The 24,043-nt window shown below is 72.8% G+C and carries 20 protein-coding genes; 10 read left to right on the top strand and 10 right to left on the bottom strand.

Annotated elements, in window-relative coordinates; genetic code table 11:
- Window positions 1-292: 292 nt before the first annotated feature.
- The 4 genes from guaA to ACZ3HQ_RS03890 all read left to right on the top strand — a co-directional run bounded on the left by guaA (window position 293) and on the right by ACZ3HQ_RS03890 (window position 4,967).
- Window positions 293-1,873 (top strand): glutamine-hydrolyzing GMP synthase, encoded by a 1,581-nt coding sequence (guaA, locus tag ACZ3HQ_RS03905; protein ID WP_467507746.1) that lies wholly within the window; start codon window positions 293-295, stop codon window positions 1,871-1,873.
- Window positions 1,874-2,019: 146 nt separating this feature from the next.
- On the top strand, window positions 2,020-2,814 hold the full coding sequence (locus ACZ3HQ_RS03900) for a class II aldolase/adducin family protein (RefSeq protein WP_467507745.1): 795 nt from the start codon (window positions 2,020-2,022) through the stop codon (window positions 2,812-2,814).
- A 218-nt stretch (window positions 2,815-3,032) separates the two neighbouring features.
- Window positions 3,033-4,316, top strand: a complete 1,284-nt coding sequence (locus tag ACZ3HQ_RS03895; protein ID WP_467507743.1) for a hypothetical protein — start codon at window positions 3,033-3,035, stop codon at window positions 4,314-4,316.
- Between the two features lie 120 nt (window positions 4,317-4,436).
- Window positions 4,437-4,967 (top strand): DoxX family membrane protein, encoded by a 531-nt coding sequence (locus tag ACZ3HQ_RS03890; protein ID WP_467507741.1) that lies wholly within the window; start codon window positions 4,437-4,439, stop codon window positions 4,965-4,967.
- A 51-nt stretch (window positions 4,968-5,018) separates the two neighbouring features.
- Here the strand turns inward: ACZ3HQ_RS03890 and ACZ3HQ_RS03885 are convergent, their stop codons facing one another.
- Together ACZ3HQ_RS03885 and ACZ3HQ_RS03880 are read right to left on the bottom strand one after the other, a co-directional pair.
- Entirely contained in the window at window positions 5,019-5,234 is a 216-nt protein-coding gene (locus tag ACZ3HQ_RS03885) for a hypothetical protein (protein WP_467507739.1), read from the bottom strand.
- Complete coding sequence (locus tag ACZ3HQ_RS03880; RefSeq protein WP_467507737.1) at window positions 5,221-6,891, bottom strand: PspC domain-containing protein; 1,671 nt, start codon at window positions 6,889-6,891, stop codon at window positions 5,221-5,223. The genes ACZ3HQ_RS03885 and ACZ3HQ_RS03880 overlap by 14 nt, the downstream gene beginning before the upstream one ends.
- 222 nt (window positions 6,892-7,113) lie before the next feature.
- Between ACZ3HQ_RS03880 and ACZ3HQ_RS03875 the strand changes: the two genes are divergently transcribed.
- Both ACZ3HQ_RS03875 and ACZ3HQ_RS03870 read left to right on the top strand, forming a co-directional pair.
- On the top strand, window positions 7,114-8,406 hold the full coding sequence (locus tag ACZ3HQ_RS03875; protein ID WP_030811865.1) for a PspC domain-containing protein: 1,293 nt from the start codon (window positions 7,114-7,116) through the stop codon (window positions 8,404-8,406).
- A complete protein-coding gene (locus ACZ3HQ_RS03870; protein ID WP_467507734.1) occupies window positions 8,403-9,176 on the top strand; it encodes a LuxR C-terminal-related transcriptional regulator in 774 nt (257 codons plus the stop codon). Before ACZ3HQ_RS03875 ends, ACZ3HQ_RS03870 begins: the two co-directional genes overlap by 4 nt.
- A 34-nt stretch (window positions 9,177-9,210) precedes the next feature.
- On the opposite strand, the gene ACZ3HQ_RS03865 is transcribed toward ACZ3HQ_RS03870, so the two are convergent.
- Window positions 9,211-10,227: a helix-turn-helix transcriptional regulator gene (locus ACZ3HQ_RS03865; protein WP_467507733.1), complete on the bottom strand. Its 1,017-nt coding sequence runs from the start codon at window positions 10,225-10,227 to the stop codon at window positions 9,211-9,213.
- Window positions 10,228-10,295: 68 nt separating this feature from the next.
- Between ACZ3HQ_RS03865 and ACZ3HQ_RS03860 the strand changes: the two genes are divergently transcribed.
- On the top strand, window positions 10,296-11,588 hold the full coding sequence (locus ACZ3HQ_RS03860; protein ID WP_467507732.1) for an MFS transporter: 1,293 nt from the start codon (window positions 10,296-10,298) through the stop codon (window positions 11,586-11,588).
- Here the strand turns inward: ACZ3HQ_RS03860 and ACZ3HQ_RS03855 are convergent.
- Window positions 11,548-12,648, bottom strand: a complete 1,101-nt coding sequence (locus ACZ3HQ_RS03855; RefSeq protein ID WP_467507730.1) for a C40 family peptidase — start codon at window positions 12,646-12,648, stop codon at window positions 11,548-11,550. The genes ACZ3HQ_RS03860 and ACZ3HQ_RS03855 overlap by 41 nt on opposite strands.
- A gap of 448 nt (window positions 12,649-13,096) precedes the next feature.
- Here ACZ3HQ_RS03855 and ACZ3HQ_RS03850 point away from each other — a divergent pair, with 448 nt between their 5' ends.
- Window positions 13,097-13,450 (top strand): hypothetical protein, encoded by a 354-nt coding sequence (locus ACZ3HQ_RS03850; protein WP_030811871.1) that lies wholly within the window; start codon window positions 13,097-13,099, stop codon window positions 13,448-13,450.
- Here ACZ3HQ_RS03850 and ACZ3HQ_RS03845 read toward each other — a convergent pair.
- Window positions 13,428-14,435 (bottom strand): SLAC1 family transporter, encoded by a 1,008-nt coding sequence (locus tag ACZ3HQ_RS03845; protein WP_467507729.1) that lies wholly within the window; start codon window positions 14,433-14,435, stop codon window positions 13,428-13,430. The genes ACZ3HQ_RS03850 and ACZ3HQ_RS03845 overlap by 23 nt on opposite strands.
- Before the next feature lie 182 nt (window positions 14,436-14,617).
- Here ACZ3HQ_RS03845 and pcrA point away from each other — a divergent pair, with 182 nt between their 5' ends.
- Window positions 14,618-17,098, top strand: a complete 2,481-nt coding sequence (pcrA, locus tag ACZ3HQ_RS03840) for a DNA helicase PcrA (RefSeq protein WP_467507727.1) — start codon at window positions 14,618-14,620, stop codon at window positions 17,096-17,098.
- A 56-nt stretch (window positions 17,099-17,154) separates the two neighbouring features.
- Here the strand turns inward: pcrA and ACZ3HQ_RS03835 are convergent, their stop codons facing one another.
- From ACZ3HQ_RS03835 to ACZ3HQ_RS03825, 3 genes are all read right to left on the bottom strand, one after another.
- On the bottom strand, window positions 17,155-18,624 hold the full coding sequence (locus tag ACZ3HQ_RS03835) for a M23 family metallopeptidase (protein ID WP_467507725.1): 1,470 nt from the start codon (window positions 18,622-18,624) through the stop codon (window positions 17,155-17,157).
- 191 nt (window positions 18,625-18,815) lie between these two features.
- A complete protein-coding gene (locus ACZ3HQ_RS03830) occupies window positions 18,816-19,385 on the bottom strand; it encodes an SMI1/KNR4 family protein (protein WP_467507723.1) in 570 nt (189 codons plus the stop codon).
- A 76-nt stretch (window positions 19,386-19,461) separates the two neighbouring features.
- On the bottom strand, window positions 19,462-20,316 hold the full coding sequence (locus ACZ3HQ_RS03825) for an esterase/lipase family protein (RefSeq protein WP_467507722.1): 855 nt from the start codon (window positions 20,314-20,316) through the stop codon (window positions 19,462-19,464).
- A 238-nt stretch (window positions 20,317-20,554) separates the two neighbouring features.
- On the opposite strand from ACZ3HQ_RS03825, the gene ACZ3HQ_RS03820 reads away from it, so the two are divergent.
- On the top strand, window positions 20,555-20,974 hold the full coding sequence (locus ACZ3HQ_RS03820; protein WP_467507719.1) for a cobalamin B12-binding domain-containing protein: 420 nt from the start codon (window positions 20,555-20,557) through the stop codon (window positions 20,972-20,974).
- Between the two features lie 6 nt (window positions 20,975-20,980).
- Here ACZ3HQ_RS03820 and ACZ3HQ_RS03815 read toward each other — a convergent pair whose 3' ends face one another.
- The gene (locus tag ACZ3HQ_RS03815; protein ID WP_467507717.1) at window positions 20,981-22,591 is read right to left on the bottom strand and encodes a DUF5691 domain-containing protein; all 1,611 of its coding nucleotides are present in this window, start codon (window positions 22,589-22,591) and stop codon (window positions 20,981-20,983) included.
- 41 nt (window positions 22,592-22,632) lie between these two features.
- Window positions 22,633-23,988, bottom strand: a complete 1,356-nt coding sequence (locus ACZ3HQ_RS03810) for an SWIM zinc finger family protein (protein ID WP_467507716.1) — start codon at window positions 23,986-23,988, stop codon at window positions 22,633-22,635.
- Window positions 23,989-24,043: the final 55 nt, after the last annotated feature.

Genomic DNA, 24,043 nt, shown 5'->3' with positions numbered 1-24,043 from the left:
CCCGGACCGGCAGGACCCGGAAAGACGACAGGCGCTCCGGGCCTTGTCGGCCCGGAGCGCCTGTCGGAAGTCGCTTGTTATGTGCTCAAGCAGAACGACCATGGCAGCCGGCGGGCCCGGTGCCATAGGTAAAGAGGTACGTCGTCTGGGTGAACACGGGGTCAGTATGCCACGGCTGTCCGTCACCCCGGACCGCCTGTGGACATCCGCCTCCGCCGTCCGGGAGGGGGTCGGCGCCCACCCCGTTAGAATCGGTCATACAGACCCCCGCCCCACCGCCGGAAGGCACCCCGTGTCATCAGCGACCCAGTCTGCCGACGCCCCCGACACCGTTCTGGTCGTCGACTTCGGCGCGCAGTACGCCCAGCTCATCGCCCGTCGCGTCCGCGAGGCGCGGGTCTACAGCGAGATCGTGCCCAGCAGCATGCCGGTGGCCGAGATGCTCGCCAAGAACCCCGCGGCGATCATCCTCTCCGGAGGCCCCTCCTCGGTCTACGAGGAGAACGCCCCGCAGCTCGACGGCGACCTCTTCGAGGCCGGTGTCCCCGTCTTCGGCATGTGCTACGGCTTCCAGCTCATGGCGCAGACGCTCGGCGGCACCGTCGACAACAGCGGCGCCCGCGAGTACGGCCGCACCCCTCTGCACGTCTCCATGTCCGGCTCCACCCTGTTCGAGGGCACCCCGGACGAGCAGCCCGTGTGGATGTCCCACGGCGACGCCTGCTCCGCCGCCCCCGAGGGCTTCACCGTCACCGCCTCCACCGACGTGGTCCCGGTCGCCGCCTTCGAGAACGACGAGAAGAGGCTCTACGGCGTCCAGTACCACCCCGAGGTCATGCACTCCACGCACGGCCAGCAGGTGCTGGAGCACTTCCTGTACCGGGGCGCGGGCCTGACCCCGTCCTGGACCACGGGCAACGTCATCGAGGAGCAGGTCGCCGCGATCCGCGAGCAGGTCGGCGACAAGCGCGCCATCTGCGGCCTGTCCGGCGGCGTGGACTCCGCCGTCGCCGCCGCCCTGGTGCAGAAGGCCATCGGCTCCCAGCTCACCTGCGTCTACGTCGACCACGGTCTGATGCGCAAGGGCGAGACCGAGCAGGTCGAGAAGGACTTCGTCGCCGCCACCGGCGTGCAGCTCAAGGTGGTCGACGCCGAGGAGCGCTTCCTGAAGGCGCTCGCCGGGGTCTCCGACCCCGAGGAGAAGCGGAAGATCATCGGGCGCGAGTTCATCCGCGTCTTCGAGCAGGCCCAGGCCGAGATCATCGCGGACGAGGGCCCGGCCGTGGAGTTCCTGGTGCAGGGCACCCTGTACCCGGACGTGGTCGAGTCCGGCGGCGGCACCGGCACCGCCAACATCAAGTCGCACCACAACGTCGGCGGCCTCCCCGAGGACCTCGAGTTCCAGCTCATCGAGCCGCTGCGCAAGCTGTTCAAGGACGAGGTCCGCATGGTGGGCCAGGAGCTCGGCCTGCCCGAGGAGATCGTCCAGCGCCAGCCGTTCCCCGGCCCCGGCCTCGGCATCCGCATCGTCGGTGACGTCACCAAGGAGCGCCTGGACCTGCTGCGCGAAGCCGACGCCATCGCCCGCGAGGAGCTGACCGCCGCCGGTCTGGACCGCGAGATCTGGCAGTGCCCGGTCGTGCTGCTCGCCGACGTCCGCTCGGTCGGCGTCCAGGGCGACGGCCGCACCTACGGCCACCCGATCGTGCTGCGCCCGGTCTCCTCCGAGGACGCCATGACCGCCGACTGGTCCCGGCTGCCCTACGACGTGCTGGCGAAGATCTCCACCCGGATCACCAACGAGGTCCGCGACGTCAACCGCGTCGTCGTCGACGTGACCTCCAAGCCGCCGGGCACCATCGAGTGGGAGTGACCTGGGTGCCGGCCCGCTGACCGGCACCGCCCGAGGTGGAACGGCTCCGGCCGTTCCACCTCTTTTTCGCTGCCCCGGCCCCTTTTGGTACCCCGCCACCCGACGGTAACTTCCGGTCCGTAAAGCACCCCAGCGCTGGAGGACTCATGCACCGGCCCACCCCTCCCTCGCCGCTGCCGACCGACAAGCTGCGGTTCGCCATGCCGCCCATGCACGAGTCGGTCGACGAGGAACGCCGCCACCGCAAGGAGCGCCTCGCGGGCGCCCTGCGGCTCTTCGGGCGCGCCGGGTTCGAGGACGGCGTGTCGGGCCACATCACCGCCCGCGATCCGGAGTTCAGCGACTGCTTCTGGGTCAACCCCTTCGGGATGCCCTTCAAGCACGTCACCGTGAGCGACCTGGTCCTGGCCAACCAGGACGGCCAGGTCGTCGAGGGCGGCTACCACGTCAACCAGGCCGCCTTCACCGTGCACGCGGCGGTCCACGCGGCCCGCCCGGACGTCGTCGCCGTCGCCCACTGCCACTCCGTGCACGGCCGCGCGCTCGCCTCGCTCGGTGAGGTCCCCGACCCCATCACCCAGGAGAGCTGCGCCTTCTACGAGGACACCGCGCTCTACGACTCCTACACCGGCGTCACCGTCGACGCCGAGGAGGGCCGCCGCATCGCCTCCGCGCTCGGCTCCAGCAAGGCCCTGGTGCTGCGCAACCACGGGCTGCTCACCGTCGGGGACTCGGTCGACGCGGCCGCCTGGTGGTTCATGTCCATGGAACGCTCCTGCCAGGTCCAGCTCACCGCCGAGGCCGCCGGCCGCCCGGTCCTCATCGAGCACCGGCAGGCCGTCGCCACCCGCGAACAGCTCGGCGGCGACCTCGTGGCCTGGATCAACTACCAGCCCCTCTGGCAGGACATCAGCCGCAGCGAACCGGACCTGCTGAGCTGAGCCGCCCGCCCCGGCCGGCTCGGGTCGTCTCGGACAGGCGTGCGAGCGGGTCAGCAGGATGGGCGGTCCTTTCCGCCCTGCGCGGACCGGCGAACCCGAGGTGCCCGGCGTAGGGCACAATTCGCCTTGTTCACAGGGGAGTTGCTCGGCCACCGCACGCACTGTGCGTGACGGCCGTGTTCCGGGATCTCGGGCAGCGGGGAAGGCGGGCGTCGGTCGTGGCGGTGCAGGAGGCGAGGCAGGGCGCGGCGGACGGCGCGGGGGCCCACGGGGGCGGCTGCGCGTGCGGGGACTGCCCGCACGGGGCGCGCGAAGGGCACCGGCGGGCGCTGGCCGCCTTCCGGCAGGGCCGCGACGAGTTCGCCGCCGGACGCGGGCTGCCCCCGGCGGTGGCCCACTCCGCCTCGGCGTCCCGCCAGTGGATCTCCGCCGAACTCGCCCAGCGCGCCGAGGCCGTCGCCGAACGCGGCCGCGCCGAGGGCGACGCCTGGCTCGCCGGCCTCTGGACCCGCACCGCCTGCCTGGCCTGGGGCGCCGTGGTGATCCTGCTGCTCGTCCAGGCCCTCACCGCGATCGGCGCGGGCTGGAGCAGCGCCCGCACCGCCGGACTCCTCGCCGCGGTGGCCGTCGCGGGCGCGCTGAGCCTCGCCGGGTTCTTCCACCGGGCGCGCGGCGGGGCGCTGGCCCCGATGATCGGCGAGGACAACCGGATGTCCACCTCCCGCACGGTCGCCGCCTGCTGGGTGCTCTTCGTCGCCTACGCCGTCCTCCTCCTCGCGGGGCGCCTCGCCACCGCCTCCGATCCTGCCGAACGTGACTCCCTCCTCGCCGGTCTCGACCTCGCCCGTGGTGCCGGTGTGGTGACCGTCCTCGCCGTGGTGTGCGGCATCGCGGTCCTGGTGCGCCGGGTGGTCGGCCTGCGTGTCCTCGGCCAGCGCCTCCAGAAGGTCCCGGCGCACCGGCCGCGCGCCGCCGACCTGCTCACCGACGACGCCGGCCGGGGTGCCTTCGCCGACATCCAGTACGTCGTCATCAGCGCCGTCGCCCTGGTCTTCGCCGCCGTCCGCCTCGGCCGCCGCCCCGACCAACTGCCCGACCTGCCCTGGGGGCTGGCCGTGCTGGTGCTGATCTCGGCGGCCACCTACCTGGCGGGCAAGTACGCCGAGGGCGGCCGTCCGGTGGTGCTCTCCGTGGTCCGCGCCCGCGAGCCCGGCGACCTGGACGGCCCGATCCGCACCGGGGACGACATCGAGATCCGCGGCACCGGTTTCGTCCCGCCCGGCGCCCAGGGTGCCGACCGCCTCGCCCGCATGGTCGTCCGCATCGGCGCGGTCGACGTCCACGTGCCCCTGGTCCCGGTCGCCGGCGGCTTCCGCAACCCCTCCGACACCGTCCTCACCGTCCCTGTCCCGGTCGAGGTGGAGCCCGGCGCGGTGGAGGTGCAGGTGGTGACGGCGGCGGGGCTGGCCACCAACCGCTACCCCATCGAGGTGACGGACTGATCCCCCGTACGCTGCACCGATATCCGGAAAATCGTCCGGGGAGGATTGAACCGGCTCCCTTCGTCATACGTATCGTCGGGTGAGGGGTCCGGGACGGCGGGCGAGAGGCGGCTAACAGTGATGACTCACGGTATGCGGACGGACACGCACACCTCCCATCTCGACGGAGACCGTGACTGGCGGGCGACCGCCGCCCGTTACGCCCTCCTCCCACTCCGGATCTTCCTCGGCGTCACCTTCGTCTACGCGGGCCTGGACAAGATCACCGACAGCGCCTTCATGAAGGCCGGCGGCGCCGGTTCGCTGGGGGACACGATGCGCGGGGTCCGCGACTCCTCCGCCATCCCGGCCCTCGTCGACCTGGCCCTGAAGAGCCCCGTCGGCTTCGGCTACGCCATCGCCTTCGGTGAACTGGCCGTCGGCATCGGCATCCTGATCGGACTCCTCGGCCGGCTGGCCGCCCTCGGCGGCGCGCTGATCTCGCTGAGCCTCTGGCTGACCGTGAGCTGGGCCTCCAGCCCGTACTACTACGGCAACGACCTCGCCTACCTGATGGCCTGGCTGCCCCTCGTCCTCGCGGGCACCCCCTATCTGTCCGTCGATGCCTCCCTCCGTGACCGTCGCCGACGCCGGTCGGGCGGGTACCGCTAGCCCGAGTCCGGCTCGGCGGGGCGGGACCGGCCGGGACCGGCCGGGGGGGGCTCAGACCTTCTCGTCCTCGGCGCCGTTCCTTCTGCGTATGGCGCGGGTGAGGGCGGTCGTCACGCCCGCCAGGAACAGGCCGCCCACGGCCAGGGGGATCGCCGTGAACCACGGTATGTCCCACAGCCCGCGCACGTCCCCCAGGTAGAGGGCGCCCGCGACGGTCAGGCAGACCCCGCCGACCAGCCGGCCGGGCTGGAACTCATGACGCAGCACGGCTGACCTCCACCTGTCCGATGCCCACATGCAGGTCGATCCGCAGCACACCGGCCTCCTTGGTGCCCTTGGCCGGCGCCAGATCCGTCGTCTCGTGCCTGCCCGGCCGCACGTCCACGTCCTTCGTGTTGTCACCGGGAAGCCGGATGTCGCCCACCCCCACGTCGATGCTCAGCGCCGCCGCCGTGTCCGCCGGGACGATCACTCGCAGCCGGCCCGCGCCGAGCTCCGCCCGGGTGGACACCGTCTGGTCCTTGGTCAGGCGCACCTTGGTCAGGTCGAGGGTCGCCGAGCCGGAACCCAGTTCGTAGACGGGGCGGACGTCCGCCGTGGCCGCCGGCCGCCAGGACGTCTGCCGCCAGTGCGAGGTGACATCGCTCGGCAGCACGGCGCTTCCGGCCAGCAGCAGCGCCGTCACCAGGGCCAGGAAGGCGGACCCGCCCCCCGTGCGCCCCAGGAAGGCGCTGACGGCTATGCCCAGCCCGAACACCACCAGCGCGCAGGCCAGCCCGGTCTGGAGGCTGGTGGCCAGCGGTCGCGTCTCCCAGGTACGGCTGCCGCCCAGCCACCCCGCCAGCAGCGCCAGCAGGAACACCCAGCCGCTGATCCAGCGCGCCCCCCGGGGCCTGGTCCGCTTGTCGCTCGGTATGCGCCCGGCGAGCGAGTGCGGCCAGGGGAGCTGCATGATGAATTCGATCGGCGGGGAGGGCGAGACGTGCTGCTCGTAGGCGTCGCTGGGGCCCCAGAAGTACCCGGTGCCGCCGACGTGGGTGCCGTCCTTGACGATCGGGTCCCGCCACCAGGAGGGCGCGCTGTAGTAGATCGGCGGTGCCTGGGTCTCCGGTGGGGCGTCGGCCGCCGCCTGTGCGGCTATGGGGTGGCCCCTGGGTGACTTCGGCTCGGCGCTCGGGGAGGGGCCGGGGTCGGTGGTGGCGCGGTGCCGGGACCAGTAGCCGGCTCCGGCCAGCAGCAGGGAGAGCACCACGGCGAAGGTCAGCACCCCGCCGTTGCGCAGGGTGGTCAGGATGACCCCGCAGCCGATCAGGGCGAACAGGACGGCGGCCAGCGCCTGGCCGTCGACCCGGCCGGTCAGCAGCTTGCGGACCTCGTTCTCCTCCTCGTCGTCGTAGGGCACCAGGAGCCAGGCGAAGCCGTAGAAGATCAGGCCGATGCCGCCGGTCGCGGCCAGCACGGCCAGGGTGATGCGGAAGATCACCGGGTCCATGTCCGTGTGCCGGCCGAGGCCCGCGCACACGCCCGCGATCATCTTGTGCCGGCGGTTGCGGCGGAAGCGGCGGGGGGTCTCGGCGGTGCGGTGCCCTGCCGGGGTGTCCGCTTGTCCCGCGCCCCCCGAGCCCGGTGCTGCCGAGCCCGGTGATCCGTCGCCCGGTGATCCCCAGCTCTGTGCTCCCGGTTCCCCCGGCCCGGTCGGCCCGGTCGCGCCGGAGTCCTTCTCTCCCGTGTTCCTCACTCCTCCACCCCCTCTCTCCGTGCCCCCCGCTTCCGCGGGCGTCTCCTGTGTTCCTGTGGTGTCCGCCCGGTCCGGTCCCGTCCGCTCCGTCGCGGCGGGTTCGGCATCCGTCGGCCCGGTGCCCGAGGCCGGGCGTGGGCCGGTGCCGGGTCCCGGACCCGTCGCGGCGTGCTCGTGATCCGTCATGTGTCCATGGTGACGGGCCGGGAGCCGTGTGGGCAGTCGGGTCGACCCTGGTCGAACCCTGAAATCGCCCCTGAGACGAGCGGGGGAGATGTTCGACTCCGGGCACCGGCCCCCGTTCTGACCGCTCGGCCGGGACTCGGGGGGAACCCCGATGAAGATCAGGGGAGTCTCGGGGGAGGACCCTGATGCCCCGGCCCCCGCAGCCGTGTGACCATCGTTGGCATGCCGGAAGCCGCAGCACTCCCACTCGAAGACCCGCGGCCGCCGCGCAAGCTCTACCGCAGCGGTGACGGCCGCTGGCTGGGCGGAGTGGCGCGGGGGCTCGCCGGGCACCTCGGGCTGCCCGTGGTGTGGGTGCGGCTGGCCTTCGTCGGCCTGCTCATGGCGAACGGACTCGGTGCGCTGCTGTACGCCGCGTTCTGGTTCTTCGTCCCGCTCGGCGTCGGCGGTGTGGGCGACCACAAGCCCGCCTCGCTGGTCGGCACCGAGACCTCGCCGGAGGGGCGCCGCAGACTCGTCGCCCGCAAGCCGGACAAGGGGCAGATGGTCGCGCTGCTCCTCATGGTCATCGTGTCCATCGTCTTCCTGGGCAGCGTCAACCTGACCAACACGGCCAAGGCGTACCTGGTGCCGGTGGTGCTGGTCGCGGCCGGTGTCGCCCTGGTCTGGCGACAGGCGGACAACGCCCGCCGGGCCCGCTGGGTCGAGGTCGGCGGCCGTCGGCGCACGCTCACCCTGCTCCGGGCGGCCGTAGGCGTGCTGCTGGTCACCGCCGGGGTCTCCGCGATCTTCCTGATGCAGGTGTCCGCCGCCCACCTGGGCGCGGTGCTGGAGGCGGCGCTCGCCGTGCTCGTCGGCATCACCCTGCTCGCCGGCCCCTATCTCGTCCGCGTGACCCAGGACCTGTCCGAGGAACGCCTGATGCGCATCCGCGCCCAGGAGCGGGCCGAGGTCGCCGCGCACGTCCACGACTCGGTGCTGCACACCCTCACCCTGATACAGCGCAACGCGGACAACGCCGGGGAGGTGCGCCGCCTGGCCCGCGCGCAGGAGCGGGACCTGCGCACCTGGCTGTACAAGCCGGAGGGCACCGGCAAGGACGAGGCCGACGAGCCGGACACGGTCGCGGAGGCGGTGCGGCGCAACGCGGCCGAGGTGGAGGACAAGCACGGCGTGCCCATAGAGGTCGTGGTGGTGGGCGACTGCCCGCTGGACGACCGGACGACCGCACAGATGCAGGCCGCGCGCGAAGCGATGGTGAACGCCGCCAAGTACGGTGGCGACGGCGGTGCCGTGCAGGTCTACGCGGAGGTCGAGGGCCGTACGGTCTTCGTGTCCGTCCGCGACCGGGGTCCGGGATTCGACCTCGACTCCATACCCGCCGACCGCATGGGGGTCAGGGAGTCGATCATCGGGCGCATGGAGCGCAACGGCGGTACGGCCCGGCTTCGGTCGGTGCCGGACGGCGGCACGGAAGTCGAGTTGGAGATGGAGAGGGCGGAGAAGACGGCATGAGTGACGCGACCGAGGCGAACGGCACGACGGGGGAGGCGGAGGTGGCCGATCCCGGACGCGACACCGCGAAGAAGACCGAAGGCGCCGGGGGCGCCGACGGCACGGTCGGGCGCCATGTGCGCGTGGTGCTCGTCGACGACCACCGCATGTTCCGCACCGGCGTGCAGGCGGAGATCGGGCAGACCGAGCGGACCGGGGTCGAGGTGGTCGGTGAGGCTCCGGACGTCGACCAGGCGGTGGCGGTCATCACCAGGACCCGGCCCGAGGTCGTCCTGCTCGACGTCCATCTGCCCGGCGGCGGCGGGGTCGAGGTGCTCCGGCGCAGCGCGGCCCTGATGGCGGACCCCGAGCAGCCGGTGCGCTTCCTCGCGCTCTCGGTGTCCGACGCGGCGGAGGACGTGATCGGGGTGATCCGGGGCGGGGCGCGCGGCTATGTCACCAAGACCATCACCGGGTCCGACCTGATCGACTCGATCTTCCGGGTGCAGGAGGGCGACGCGGTCTTCTCGCCCCGGCTGGCCGGTTTCGTGCTGGACGCGTTCGCCTCCACCGACGCCCCGCCGGTCGACGAGGACCTGGACCGTCTCACCCAGCGCGAGCGTGAGGTGCTGCGGCTGATCGCGCGCGGCTACGCCTACAAGGAGATCGGCAAACAGCTCTTCATCTCGGTGAAGACGGTTGAGTCCCATGTCTCCGCGGTGCTGCGCAAGCTCCAGCTCTCCAACCGGCACGAGCTGACCCGCTGGGCGACGGCGCGCCGGCTGGTGTGAGCCGGGGCCGTGTTCGTGGCCGCAGCCGTGGCTGTCAGGCCGGGTCCGGTGTCTCGTGGAGCCGCAGCAGCGTGCGGGCGGCGTCGGCCACGGCCTCCCGCAGCTCGGGCGGTTCGAGGACCTCGACGCCCGGACCGAGGCGCAGCACCTCGACGGTGGCGTGCTCGACCGACTCGACCGGGATGACCGTACGGACGCGGCCCTGCGGGTCGGGCCGGCACGCATGGGTCTCGGCGGACTCCAGGACCGCCGTGTCCACCTGTTCCGCGAACCGCCGCCACGCCTGCGCCGAGAGGCGGAGCACCGCGCGGTCCCGGAAGCGGTGCGCGTCGAAGCCGGCGATCCAGGCGCGCCAGTACGCGGCCAGGTCGAAGCCGGTGGGCCGCTCGAAGGGCTCGCCGCCCGCGTCGGTCATCCGCAGGATCTGCGACACCCGGTAGGTCCGCACGGCGGCGCCCCCGGCCTCGCCGGCCGCCCGGCGCGGGGACTGCGCCACGACGTACCAGACCCCGGCCTTGAGCACGATGCCGAGGGGACACAGTTCGCGCTCCACCTCCTGCGGCTCGGCCCAGCGGCGGTAGAGCACACGCAGCGTCCGCCGGTTCCACACCGCCTCGGCGACGGCGGTGAGCCGGGGGACCTGCTCGGCGTCGCGGTACCAGCGCGAGGTGTCCAGGTGGAACCGCTCGCGGACCCGTGTTGCCCGCTCGCGCAGCGCCGGTGGCAGGGCCGCGTCGAGCTTGAGCTGGGCTGCCGCGAGATCGGCGCCGAGTCCCAGTTCGGAGGCGGGGCCGGGCAGACCGGCCAGGGCGAGGGCGTCCGCCTCGGCTCCGTGCAGCCCGGTCAGCCGGGTGCGGTAGCCCTCGACCAGCGAGAACCCGCCCGCGTGGCCCGGCTCGCCGTAGACCGGGACGCCCGCGGCGGACAGCGCGTCCACGTCGCGGTAGACCGTGCGGACCGATATCTCCAGCTCGGTGGCGAGCTGCCGGGCCGTCATACGGCCGCGGTTCTGCAGGAGCAGGACGAGGGAGAGCAGACGGCTCGCGGTCATGGCCACGCACGCCATCTTCGTCGACTTCACTGACACGAGGTGGCAGTGAAGCACCCTTCAATGAGCGCATGATCACGGAACGGCATGCGCGGCGCACCGGACGGCTCCTGGTGTCGGCCGCCTTCGTCACCTCGCTCGGCAACAACGTCCAGCTCATCTCCGGCGCGCTGCTGGTCATCAGGACCGAGCACACGATGATGTCGGTGGGATGGCTGTTCATCGCCGTCGCGATCCCGCAAGCGGTGCTCTCGCCGTTCTTCGGACGGCTGGCCGACCGCGTCGACCGGCGGTCGCTGTGGATGTTCAGCGACGTGGCGAGCACGGTCACGGCGCTGGCGCTCCCCCTGTGGCTGTGGCTCGGCCACGGTGGCGACGCCGGACCGGCGGTCTACCTGGCGAACCTGGCCCTGGCCGTGCTGGCCGCGCTGTTCTTCCCGGTCAGCAGCGCCCTGATCAAGGAGCGCATCCCGCCGGAGCGACTGCGCCACTTCAACGCCCACTACGAGATGGCCACCCAGGCCGGAATGCTGCTCTCCGCGACAGTCGGCGGGCTCGCCGTGCAGATGGTGGGGGCGATCCCGTTGCTGCTGGTCAACGCCGGGACGTTCGCCGTGTCGGCGGTGTGCGTGGCCGCGGTCGGGCCACGGGGGCAGGAAATGGCCGCCTTCACGGCCGTCGGCAACGGCAACGGCAACGGAAGCGGCGGGGGCGCCCGCGCCCAGGGCGAGGACACCCCGGCCGCTGTCCCCGGCATCCCGGATTCCACCCCGCTGCCGATGGGCCGCCTCATCGTGCTGTTCGCCCAGGGAAGCGTCGTCGTCACGGTGTTCAACGCCCTGCTGCCCAAGTTCGTGCTGGGGGACCTGCACATGGGCGCGGGGATGTTCGGGCTCGTCGACGCGTTCGGCAGCCTCGGGTTCCTGCTGGCCACGGCCGCGTACAAGGTCTCGGGCCGCCGCTTCGGCGACCTGGGGACGGCGGTCGCGGGGTTCTTGTCGTGCGCGGTGCTGTTCGTGTTCCAGCCGCACTTCGGTGTGGCGGGGGTGCTGCTCCTGGTGCCCGTCGGGGCGTTCGTCTTCGGGCAGGCGCGGATCGCCTCGCGCAACCTGCTGATGGCGGGGGTGGGCGCGGACCGGGCGGGCCGCGCCTTCGGGGTGGCCAACGCCGGGGGACTGGCCGCCACGGTCGTCGTGATGCTGCTGGCCGCGCAGCTCACCGACCGCGTGGGCATCGAGTACGGCTTCGCCGTGACCGCCGTACTGAGCGCGATCACGACGAGCGCGGCGGCCCTCGGACTGTCCCGGGCGCGCGGCGACCGCCTCATGCCACCCGAGTGGCCCCGGCGAACGGCATCTGGCTGATCGGCGCGATGCGCACCGGCGCCGAGGGGTTGGGCGCGTGGATCATCTTGCCGCCCCCGATGTAGAGCCCCACGTGGCTGACACCGGAGTAGAAGAACACCAGGTCGCCGGGCTGGAGCTGGGAGCGGGAGACGCGCCGGCCCGCGTTGATCTGGGCGTAGGTGGTGCGGGGGAGGGAGATGCCGGCCGAGCGGTAGGCGGCCTGGATCAGCCCCGAGCAGTCGAAGGCGTTGGGGCCGGTCGCGCCCCACACGTAGGGGCTGCCGAGCTTCCGGTAGGCGTAGGCGACGGCGGCCGAGGCGCGGGAGGTGGGCGTGGACACCCGTGCGGCGGGCGTGGTCACGCGGCCGGTGGACGCCTTGCGGTAGGCGGCCGGAGTCGGGGCGGAGCGGCCGGCGGCGTTGGCGCGGACCGGAACCGGAGCCGTGCCGGTGGCGGCCTTCTCCCGCTCCGGCGGGGTGAGCCGTGCGAGCAACTGCCGGGCCTGCTTGAGCTTGGTGGTGACGGCGTCCTTCTGCCGCTTCAGCTCCGCCTGCCGGGACCGCACCGACCTCGCCTCGACGCGGGCCGCGCCGCGCAGCCGCTCGATCTCCCGGAGCTGGGCGCGGACGCGGGTCACCTGCTGGGCCTGGCGGTGTCCGGCGCGTTCGGCGAAGGCGGCGTCGTCCAGGTAGCGGTCGGGGCTGCTGGAGAGGGCGAGCTGCCAGCTCGGGGCGATCGCGCCCTCGCGGTACTGCGCGGCGGCGGAGGAACCGAGGGCCTCGCGGGCGGTGTTGAGTATGTCCTGCCTGCGGGCGGTCTCGTCGCGCAGGCGGTTCAGCCGGCGCTGGGCGGCACTCGCCTTCTCGCGGGCGCCGTTGTACTTCTCGGTGGCGGTCTCCGCCTCCCGGTACAGCCGGTCCACCTTGGTCTTGACCTGGGCGGTGGTGAGTTGCGGCTCGGCGTGTCCCGTTCCGTCGAAGACCGTCGCGGTGGCCGCTCCCGCCAGGGCGAGAGTGGCGGCCGTGCGGGCCGTGTTGCCGCTGAGTGAGCGCGCTCGGAGCTTTCGGTGCGCTGCCACCTGGACCGTCACGTCCTTCCATGGGACTCGTACGGCCGAGGACCCGGACCCTGGTGGGGGCGGCCGGTGTCCGGCGGCCGTCCGCACAGGGGAGACGGCGGCCGACGGACGGTCCTCGGCGGTGATGTCCGGCTGCCGCCCCTGGTCCGGGCGGCTGTGGGGAGCCGGTCACCTGGGGGAGGACGCTAGGCCGGTTGGTGACAGCCTGGTAACGCGTGTGCGGAACTGTCCTCGACGGGCCGTTATGTGACCGGTTCCGACCGGGATGTCGAAGTGGTGGAGGTGCCCAACCGAAGCCTGGTGATCAATGAGGGGAAGACGGGGCCCGAGCGAGACAGGGGGTGCTATGACCGGTGCGCCCGCGAGCGGGTGAGATCGGCGGGAGGCGTGGGCCGGACGGGGGCCCGGTACGGTGCCGACGGGATGTCGGGAACTAGGCTCGGTTCCCATGACCGTACTCATCCATGTCTTCGTCGCCCTGCACATCATCGGCATCGCCGCGCTGCTCGGCGGCTTCCTCACCCAGATGAAGGCGATGGGCCGCGGTACGGCCCGCTTCGTGCCCGCCATGCTGCACGGTGCGATCACCATGCTGGTCACCGGTGTGGTGCTGGTCGGCCTCAACGAGGCGGACGGCCACCACGTCAACAACATCAAGATCGGCATCAAGCTGGCGCTGCTGATCGTGATCCTCGGCCTGGTCTACGTGAAGCGCGACGAGGAGACGGTCGACAAGGGCATGTTCGGGCTGGTCGGCGCCCTGACGACGGCGAACATCTTCATCGCCGTGCTGTGGACGTGACGTCCGGCGTCCCCGCCCCCTCGGCGCCGCGGTGCCCGGCGAGCGCCGCGAGCACCGCGCCCGCGGCGGCCGCCAGCCACACCGCGACCGCCACCCAGACCAGCACCTTCCCCGGCCCGCTCAGCCAGGGCACGTCCAGCGCGGCCGCGACCGCGAGGGTCGCCGCCGCCGTCATCCCCATCGAGAACACGGTGGCCCAGCGCAGCAGCCCGTAGCGCGGCCGGGGGCGCGCCAGCTCGGCCAGCACCAGCACCGCGTAGCAGGCCAGGTCCAGGACCAGCAGGATCGCGGTGACCTGGTGCAGGACGCCGCTGTCGTCCTTGTTCCACAGGTACAGCCGCGCGCTGTCGGCGGAGACCAGCCGGCTCCCGGCCAGTGCCGAGATGGACAGCGCGCCGCCCGCGATCCAGTGGTCGCCCGGCCCCTGGAGCACCTGGCGGGAGTCGAAGCGGGGCAGGGCGAGGGCGTAGAGCAGCAGGCCCAGCCAGAACAGCACCAGCGCGGCGTGCGCGAGCCAGGCCGTCGCCTCGGCCCCGGCCAGGGTGGCCGCCAGCACGGCGAGCGCCTGTGTGGCCGCGCAACACATGAACACCGTGCCCGGCATGCGCTGCCCCCAGTTCCGCAGCACGGCGACCAGCAGCACCGGCCAGAGGGCCGCCGACAGCGCCAGCAGGGCCACGGCCGGTGGCTGGAGGCCGAGCAGCGAGATCCGGGTGCCGAGCACGGCGGTGGCCGCCACCGCCGTGAGCGCGGCCGGGTCGCGGGCCTCCTCCGCCCAGCGTCCCCGCTGCCCCGCCAGTCGTACGGCGAAGGTCGCGGCGAGGGTCAGCCAGGCGAGGCAGGCCAGTACCAGGAAGATCCGGGACACCACCTCGACGCCCGCCAGCCGCAGACCGATGGAGATCACTGCGGTCGCCATGACGGCGGTGCCCGCCGCCGGAGGACGCTCCGCCACCCATGTTCGCAAGCCCGAGATGCCCGACATGTCCCTGATGCTAGGGAGCAGCGCACCCCCGGCAGGGAGGGCACGCGCGCGTGGGGCTCGAAAAGAGGACCGGCCGCACGCGGGCGGTCCGGCCCCGGACGGGAGATCGTTCCGCCGGGATTCGGGCCATGTTCCCGGGACCGGGACCGGTTGTCGGTGCGGCGCCCTAGACTCGTAGAGCGATGAGCAGCCTCTTTGACGACAACTTCCTGGCCGGCCTCCAGCCCCCGCGGGGACACGAGGAGGAGCCGGCGCCGCCCGAGGACGAGCACGCTCCGGAGCCGGTCCCGGACGACCTGTTCGGGGGGAAGTTCGACGTGCCCCCGGACCGGGACACCCACTACCGCGACGGCGCCCCGCGCCCCCCGGTCGACGCGGCGGCCCTGCTGGAGGGGCTGAACGAGAACCAGCGCGCGGCCGTCGTGCACGCCGGCTCCCCGCTGCTCATCGTCGCGGGCGCCGGTTCCGGCAAGACGCGGGTGCTCACCCACCGCATCGCCCACCTCCTCGCCGAGCGCCATGTCCACCCGGGCCAGATCCTCGCGATCACCTTCACCAACAAGGCCGCGGGCGAGATGAAGGAGCGCGTCGAGCAGCTCGTCGGCCCGCGCGCGGGCGCGATGTGGGTCATGACCTTCCACAGCGCCTGCGTCCGCATCCTGCGCCGCGAGTCGAAGAGGCTGGGCTTCACCTCGTCGTTCTCGATCTACGACGCGGCCGACAGCAAGCGTCTGATGGCCCTGGTCTGCCGCGACCTGGACCTCGACCCCAAGCGCTACCCGCCCAAGTCCTTCAGCGCGAAGATCAGCAACCTGAAGAACGAGCTGATCGACGAGGAGGACTTCGCCGCCCAGGCCACCGACGGCTTCGAGAAGACCCTCGCCCAGGCGTACGCGCTCTACCAGTCGCGGCTGCGCGAGGCCAACGCGCTCGACTTCGACGACCTGATCATGACCACGGTCAACCTGCTGCGCGCCTTCCCGGATGTGGCCGAGCACTACCACCGCCGCTTCCGGCACGTCATGGTCGACGAGTACCAGGACACCAACCACGCGCAGTACGCGCTGGTCAGGGAGCTGGTGGGCACGGGCGCGCACGACGAGGACGTACCGCCCGGCGCGTACGACGTCCCGCCCGCCGAGCTGTGCGTCGTGGGTGACGCGGACCAGTCGATCTACGCCTTCCGGGGCGCGACCATCCGCAACATCCTCCAGTTCGAGGAGGACTACCCGGACGCGACGACGATCCTGCTGGAGCAGAACTACCGCTCCACGCAGACCATCCTGTCCGCCGCCAACGCGGTCATCGAGCGCAACGAGTCCCGCCGCCCCAAGAACCTGTGGACCAACGCCGGCCAGGGCGCGGGCATCACCGGCTATGTCGCGGACACCGAGCACGACGAGGCCCAGTTCGTCGCCGACGAGATAGACCGCCTCACCGACGCGGGCGACGCCAAGGCCGGGGACGTGGCGGTGTTCTACCGCACCAACGCCCAGTCCCGTGTGTTCGAGGAGATCTTCATCCGCGTCGGCCTGCCGTACAAGGTCGTCGGCGGAGTGCGCTTCTACGAGCGCAAGGAGGTCCGGGACGTCCTGGCCTACCTGCGCGTCCTCGCCAACCCCGAGGACTCGGTGCCGATGCGCCGCATCCTCAATGTGCCCAAGCGGGGCATCGGGGAGCGCGCCGAGGCGATGATCGACGCCCTCGCCCAGCGCGAGAAGATCAGCTTCCCGCAGGCGCTGAAGCGGGTGGACGAGGCGTACGGCATGGCCGCGCGCTCCACCAACGCGGTCCGGCGGTTCAACGCGCTCATGGACGACCTGCGCACCATCGTCGAGTCCGGCGCCGGACCGGCGACCGTGCTGGAGGCGGTCCTGGAGCGCACCGGCTACCTCGCCGAACTCCAGGCGTCCACCGACCCGCAGGACGAGACCCGGATCGAGAACCTCCAGGAACTCGCGGCCGTGGCGCTGGAGTTCGAGCAGGAGCGCGAGGACGGTGAGCAGGGCACGCTGGCCGAGTTCCTGGAGCGGGTCGCGCTCGTCGCGGACTCCGACCAGATCCCGGACGAGGAGGACGGTGACGGCGTCATCACACTGATGACCCTGCACACCGCCAAGGGCCTGGAGTTCCCGGTCGTCTTCCTCACCGGCATGGAGGACGGCGTCTTCCCGCACATGCGTGCCCTGAACCAGACCAAGGAGCTGGAGGAGGAGCGGCGCCTGGCCTACGTCGGCATCACGCGCGCGCGGGAGCGGCTCTACCTCACCCGTGCCGCGCTGCGCAGCGCGTGGGGGCAGCCGTCGTACAACCCGCCCTCCCGGTTCCTGGAGGAGATCCCGGCGACCCACCTGGAGTGGAAGCGGACCGGCGCCGCGACCGCGCCCGCCTTCGGCAAGGCCGCCTCCTCGGTCGCCTCCACCCTCTCCTCGTCCCGGTCCCGCTCCTCGGCGGCCGGTGCCTCCGGGTTCGCCACCCGCAGGGCCGGCGATAAGCCGGTGGTGTCGCTGGCGATCGGGGACCGCGTCACCCACGACCAGTTCGGCCTCGGCACGGTGGTCGCGGTGGCCGGCGAGGGCGACAAGGCGCAGGCCACGATCGACTTCGGCGGCGGCAACGCCAAGCGGCTCCTGCTGCGGTACGCGCCGGTCGAGAAGCTCTAGACGCGACGCGAGCCCCGCCGGAACGGCGGGGCTCGGTCAGGTGCAGGGCGGCGGGATCAGGTCGGGTCCAGGCCGTGGCTGCGGAGCCAGGGCAGGGGGTCGATGGCGGCGCCGCCCGCCGGGCGGACCTCGAAGTGGAGGTGGGGGCCGGTGGAGTTGCCGGAGTTGCCGGAGTAGGCGACCGGTTCGCCCGCCTTGACCGAGGTTCCGGAGGGTACGCGGTAACTGGAGAGGTGGCAGTACCAGGTCTCCGTGCCGTCCTTCGCCGTGAGGACCAGCATGTTGCCGTAGGCGCTGTTCCACTTCGTGGTGACGACACCGTCGGTCGCGGCCATCACGGTGGTGCCGTACGACACGGGGAAGTCGATACCGGTGTGGACGGACATCCAGTTGACGCCCGCCTGCCCGAACTGGGCGCTGAGGCCCCTCTGGAGCACCGGCAGCATGAACTTGGGGCGGAGTCTCTCCTTGAGCGCGGCCTCGGCGGCGGCCTTCTTCTTCTCCAGCGCCTGCTGCGCCTTGAGGTCGATGCGCTCCTGGGTCCGGCTCACCCGGTCGGTGAAGTCGTCGGCCCCGGCGGACAGGGTCCGCAACTGGGTGTCGAGCTTGCTGTTGGCGACGGACGGCTTCACCGTGTGCGTGTCGGCCGCGGAGGCGGCGGCCTCCTGCGTCTCACCGGTCAGGTCACCGACCGAGGCGGCGGCGATACCGGCCACCCCCATCACACAGGCCGAGGGCACGGCGACGGTCAGCAGCGCGGAGCGCTTGGCGGGGGTACGGCGCCGGGAGCGGGCCGCGGCGCGGGAGCCCGCGCGGGGGGCCGCGGTGACCTCCTCCTGGTCGTCCAGGAGGGCGGGCACGGCGGGGAGTTCTCCGGTGCCGGTCAACTCGTCGTCCGCGTCGGCGTGTTCGCCGTAGGGGTGGTCCGCGTACTCGGCGTAGGCGGCGTCGTCCCCGTACGGATCGTGGGTCACCTGGTCGAAGGTGGCGGTCGCCTGCTGGTCGAACGGCTCCTCGGCCCGCTGGTGCTCGGCGGCCGCGCCGTCGGTGTTCCACTGGGTGGCGTCGTACGCGCCGGTGTCGAAGGTCTGCGTGCCCCAGTCCCACTGCTGCGCGGGGTCCGGGGTGAGCTGCTGCCCGTACTGCGGCCAGGCGCCGGTGTCCTCGGGGGTGCCCTGCGCGGGGACGGTCCAGGCGGTGCCGGCGGTGCTGTTATAGGCGCCCGTGTCGTACCCGCTGTGCTGCTGGGTCGCGTAGGGGTCGTGGGCGAGGTGCCCGCCGTCGCCGGTCTGCCAGTGCGTCGTGTCGTACGCGCCGGTGGCGTGCTGGCCGGCCGGATATCCGCCGAGGTGCGGGCCGGTGGCGTAGGCCGCCTCGGCCACCGGGAAACCGGTGGTGTCGTAACCGCCGTACGTGGTGAGGTCGTCGTACGGGACTTCCGGTGCTCCGTACGGCGCGTAGTGCGCGGTGGAGGCGTCGGAAGCCGGAGCCGGGGTCATGGTCCCCGACGGGTGACGGTCGTTCACCAACTTCTCTTTCGCCTCGACAACAGGGGCTGCCAGAGCAGTGCGGCGACTGTACCCGGCGGTATGCGGGCGCGACAATCTTCCGCTGGTTTCATGTGGACGGGAAACGGGCATTCGGCCGTGTTTCGGGGTTCACTGCACGCGAGTTTGGCCCTGTGTTCGAAGAGTGTTCGATGATGTGTGACGCTGTGTCATCCCTGAGAAGCCTGTGGCAGCGCTTCGAGCCACTTCGTGTACCAACTGTGGAAGTCGCGGTCCCATGGAGTGAAGCCACCCCAGTCGGGGTCGCAGAACCAGATCTCGCCGGCGCGGGGGCCGTTCAGGACAAGGCGGAAGTACGTTCCGCAGCCCTCCTCGGCCAGCAGCAGAGTGCCGCGGGTCAGCCTGTCGGCGGCGGCGCCGAGGCGGCCGGGCGCGGGCTCGGTCAGCGGGAACGGCGAGGCCAGACGGCCGGGGAGGCGGTCCCGTGCCCACTCGTCATCCACCGCCCAGTCGTCGTCGGTGCCGGGGCGCGGGGTGGTCAGCGGCAGCAGGCCGTGGGCCGGGCCGGCGGGGCCGTCGCCCACCTCGGCGACGAAGGAACGGTACTGCGGGGGCAGCTCGATGCCATGGGTGGTCTCGAAGCCGCGGATCTCCGGCTCCGGCAGCGGGGGTCGCAGTGTGTAACGGTGGGTATCCGCCCCGAAACGCTCCATGGCCCGGTCGTGCGCCGCGGCCTCGCGCAGGCGTGCTCCGACGCGGGTCCGGTCCCAGCTCTCCATGGGAGCGAACCTATCGAGGTCGGGCGACCTGTTGTGGGGCGGGTTTCCCAGTCGGGGTTTCCCCGGCCGGACTGCCTCAGGCGACCGTGAGGCCGCCGCCCTCCTGGCGGCGCATGGCGGACTCGGAGTCGAGGGCCTCGCGGATGCCGGCGGCGACCGTGGGGTGAACCGGGAGGGCGAGGTGGCCGATGCCGGTGACCCGGATGTTGTGGGCCTCCAGGTCGGGGTGGTCGACGCAGGCCGCCTCCAGCGGGGCCATCACGGAGTCCAGGTCGCTCCAGAAGCTCACGAAGCGGGTGCGGCAGCCCGGTGCGGGACGGGCCAGCTCCTCGATCACCGGCGAGTCGGGGCGCATCTGCCGGACGATCGGGTGCGCGTTCGCCAGCGGCACCGCGCGGGTCCCGGAGTGCGGGGTGCCCAGGGTGACCACGGTGCGTACGCGGATGTCACCGCCGAGGCACTGTGCGTAGTACCGGGCGATCAGGCCCCCCAGGCTGTGGCCCACGATGTCCACCTGGGCGCTGCCGGTGCGCTCGCAGATCTCCTCCACATGCCGGCCCAGCAGCTCGGCGGCGGTGCGGATGTCGCAGGTCAGGGGGGAGTAGTTCAGCGATTCCACCCGCTGCCTGCCGTGCTGGGCGAGGCTGCGGCGCAGCAGGACGAAGACGGAGCGGTTGTCGATGAAGCCGTGCACCAGCACGACCGGGGGGCCGGTCGGCACGGGGAGCCTCGCCGTGCCCGCCGGCGCGGGAAGGGCGGCCTGGCGGCGCTCCTGGGTGAGGCCGGTCGGGTACAGCAGCATGTGACCGGCAAGGATCGCGGCCTCCAGTGCGGTGGCCTTCACCAGCGTCACGGACACGGAGGCCAGTCTGCCGGGCCAGAGACGCCGGCAGATCGGGAGGAAGAGTGGCAGTACCCCGGTGACCTTCATTGGCCGACCTCCTGTCGGCACGCGGGGGGCGGCTCTGTCCCCCGCGTGCCCTCATGTCCCACCATGTGATTTCCCCCTCGCCGGGTGCCGTGAAACAGTCCGCTGCGGGATGCTGGGGATAACGTTCGTTCACTTCCGACAGGTGGCGGAACGTGCCAGGTGTGCGGTACTTGTCGGTACGGGACGGAAGCGGTCGCTTCCGCGGTCCCTTGACGGTGGTCCCTTGATGGAGGCAGTGATGGGTGTGGCAGCCGGTCCGATCCGCGTGGTGGTGGCCAAGCCGGGGCTCGACGGCCACGATCGCGGGGCGAAGGTCATCGCCCGCGCGCTGCGGGACGCGGGCATGGAGGTCGTCTACACCGGCCTGCACCAGACCCCGGAGCAGATCGTCGCCACGGCGATCCAGGAGGACGCCGACGCGATCGGCCTGTCCATCCTCTCGGGCGCCCACAACACGCTCTTCGCGGCCGTCATCGACCTCCTCAAGGAGCGTGACGCCGCCGACATCCTGGTCTTCGGCGGCGGCATCATCCCGGAGGAGGACATCCCGCCGCTGCGCGAGAAGGGTGTCGCCCAGATCTTCACGCCGGGTGCGACCACCACGTCCATCGTGGAGTGGGTGCGGGAGAACGCGCGCCAGCCCGCCGCCTCCTCCTGAGCCTTCTCAGGCCCCGCCCTCCGGCGCCAGCTCGCGCACCATCGCCGCGCGCAGCCGCAGGGTGGTCGCCAGCCGCTGGAACGCCTCCGCCCAGTAGCCCCCGGCGCCGGGGGAGGCGTCCTCCCGCTCGTCGGGCACGGCCAGCAGGCTGTCCAGCCGGGCCGTCTCCGCCGGGTCGAGGCAGCGCTCGGCCAGGCCCATCACCCCGCTGAAGCTCCACGGGTAACTGCCCGCCTCCCGCGCGATGTCGAGGGCGTCCACCACCGCGCGGCCCAGCGGCGCCGTCCAGGGCAGCGCGCACACCCCGAGCAACTGGAACGCCTCGGACAGCCCGTGTCCGGCTATGAACCCGGCCACCCACGCGGCCCGTTCGTCCGTCTCCAGCGCGGCCAGCAGCTTCGCCCGGTCCGCCAGCGACACCGCGCCGGGCCCGCCCGCCTCCGGTGCCGACGGCGGTCCCAGCAGCGCCCGCGCCCACCGCGCGTCCCGCTGCCGTACGGCCGCCCGGCACCAGGCGGCGTGCAGTTCGCCCTGCCAGTCGTCCGTCACGGGCAGCGCCACGATCTGCTCCGGGGTGCGCCCGCCTAGCCGGTCCGGCCAGGTGTCCAGCGGGGCCGCCTCGACCAACTGGCCCAGCCACCACGACCGTTCACCCCGGCCCGCCGGAGGTCTGGCGGTCACGCCGTCACGTTCCATCTCCGGGTCGCAGGCGGCCGGGGCCTCCACGACTATCGCGGCCGCGCTGCCGGTGTGGTCCAGGGCGACGCAGGTCGCGGCCCGCCGCGCCATCCGCGCGGCGAGCGCCGAGCCGGGCAGGGTGGACAGCAGCTCGGCCGCCGTCGCCCGGACGTTCCGGCTGCGGTCGCCGAGCGCCTGCTCCAGAAAGGGCTCGTCGTCGGGCGACAGGCCCGCACGCAGCGAGTCCAGGAACATCAGCCGGTCCTCGGCCCGCTCCTGCGCCCAGGTCCCCGCGAGCAACTCCCTTGCAGCAGTGGGCGTTCGGGCGCGTAGGGCGGTCAGCAGGGCGACTCGTTCCGCGAACAGCCCCTCCTGCCACAGCCGTCGTACGCCCTCCTCGTCCTCGGCGCCGGGCAGCGCCGAGGTGCCCCCGGAGGCCGAGCGCTGGGCGAACCGCCAGTCGGGGTTCAGCCGGGCCAGCCACAGGGCCCGCGCGCCCGCGAACTCCAGTGCGGCCGGGCGGAGATCGGTACGGGCACGGGCCGCGTCCAGCAGTGCGGGCACGGTCTGCGGGGGTGCCGCGTAGCCGTGCGCGTTGGCCGCCGCGAGCCACTGGGGGAGGAGTTCGGTGAGGTCGGGGGTGCTGCCCCGGCGGCCGCCGCCCGCGCCGGGGCGGTCGGTCAGGAGGAGGGTGAGGCGGTGGGCCGCCGCGGGTGGCAGGGCGGGGCGGGTGTCGGCGGGGGCGGGTTCCGGCCGGCTGCCCGCCCGGCCCGGGCGCAGGCCGGCCCGGCGTCGTACGGCCGCGACGGCGGCTGCGTCCAGCAGGGCGGCCGGGGCCTCGCGGCTAGCGGTGTCGACGGGGCCGAGGGGGAGCGCGCGGCGGTCGGTGCCCAGGAGGGCGGTGGTGAGGAGGTCGTCCCAGGTGGGCGCCGTGGTCATGGGGTTACCTTCCGGGCGGGTCGTGGACACGGGCGGGGTGTTCAGCACAGGCTCACCGGCGCGGCCGTCCCTTCCGTCCACGCCGTCAGGGGCGTGAAGCCTCGGTGGCCGCACTCACCGAACACCGTGAGCGGAGCGCCTCCGGCCAGCGCGACCAGCCGCCACAGCCCCGGGCGGGCCAGGAAGGACGGGGTCAGCGGCAGGGCGGTGTCCGAGTCGGCGTCGGCCAGGTGCCAGGAGCCGGAGGAGTCCTCCGGCACGGGTATGACCGCGTCCAGGGTGACCGGGACGGAGTCCAGCCAGGGGTCTTCGCGGAGGGCCTCGCCGTAGGAGGTGAGTGCCCGGTCGGTCGTGGTGCCCGGTGGGCGGGACGCGGCAGGTGCCGCCGGGGCGTGCCGTTCGCCCAGGGTGGCCCGGATCTGGCCCGCGCCCGGATAGTCGGCCAGGTCCGCGTCCAGGGCCATCCCCACCGGCAGGGAGAGTTCGGGTGCCCGGCCCGCAGCGCCGAAGGAGAGGAGCAGACGGGTACGGCTCGAGTCCGCGCCGTGCAGCCAGATGCGGCGGGTCGTCAGCTTGGCGTCGGCCGTGTCGTACTGCGCGAGCACCTGCCAGTGGTCGCGCACCGGAGGGCCGTCCGGCGAGGTGGGCAGGCCGAGACGGGTGCGGACCGTGGCCGCGAGGGCGTCCGGGAGCCGGTCGCGGTGCAGCCAGCCCTGGTCGAGCAGGTGGAGCAGGGCGCACTCCTCCAGCAGCCGGGCCGGCCAGCCCGTACCGGACGCCGGTATGGCTCCCAACTCCCGCACACGTGAGGCGAGTCCGGGTGCCTGGGCGTCGACCATGCGGGCCGCCGTCTCCTCCCACAGCCCGTATCCGGCGCGCTCGGCCGAGGCCAGGCCGTCGCGGAGCAGGTCGGCGAGGCGGCGCTCCAGCTCGGTCGCGCCCGCGGTGACCCGCTGGTCCCGGCGCTCCGCACGCTTCCGCGCCGCTTCCGGATCGGCGGTCGAACCTGCCGCCGCCTGCGTCTTCCTCGTCTCCGCCCGCCCGCGCCGGCCCGCGAGCCACTGCTCGGCCCAGTCCGGCGCCACCTCCGACTCGGGCACCGCGCCCTCGTCCCCGGCCCAGAGCAGCAGCAGCCCCAGCGCGTGCTTGCACGGGAACTTACGGCTCGGACAACTGCACTTGTACGCGGGCCCGGCGGGGTCCGACAGGTCCACCACCGTCTGGTACGGCTTGCTGCCGCTGCCCTTGCACAGTCCCCACACCGCCCCCTCCCGGCCGCTGCCCGCACCGGACCACGGCCCCGCCACACCCAGTTTGCTTCCCGCTTTGCGCGACGACGCGTCAGGCGCCAGGTCCAGCACCTGCTCCGCGGTCCGGCGCACCCCCTGCTGAGTCATGCCAACGACGTTAGGACCCACCACTGACAATCGGTCATGCGAGTACTTATCCACA

The sequence above is a fragment of the Streptomyces sp. NPDC018263 genome (genome assembly GCF_055562575.1).
This window is presented reverse-complemented; position numbering and strand designations above follow the sequence as displayed.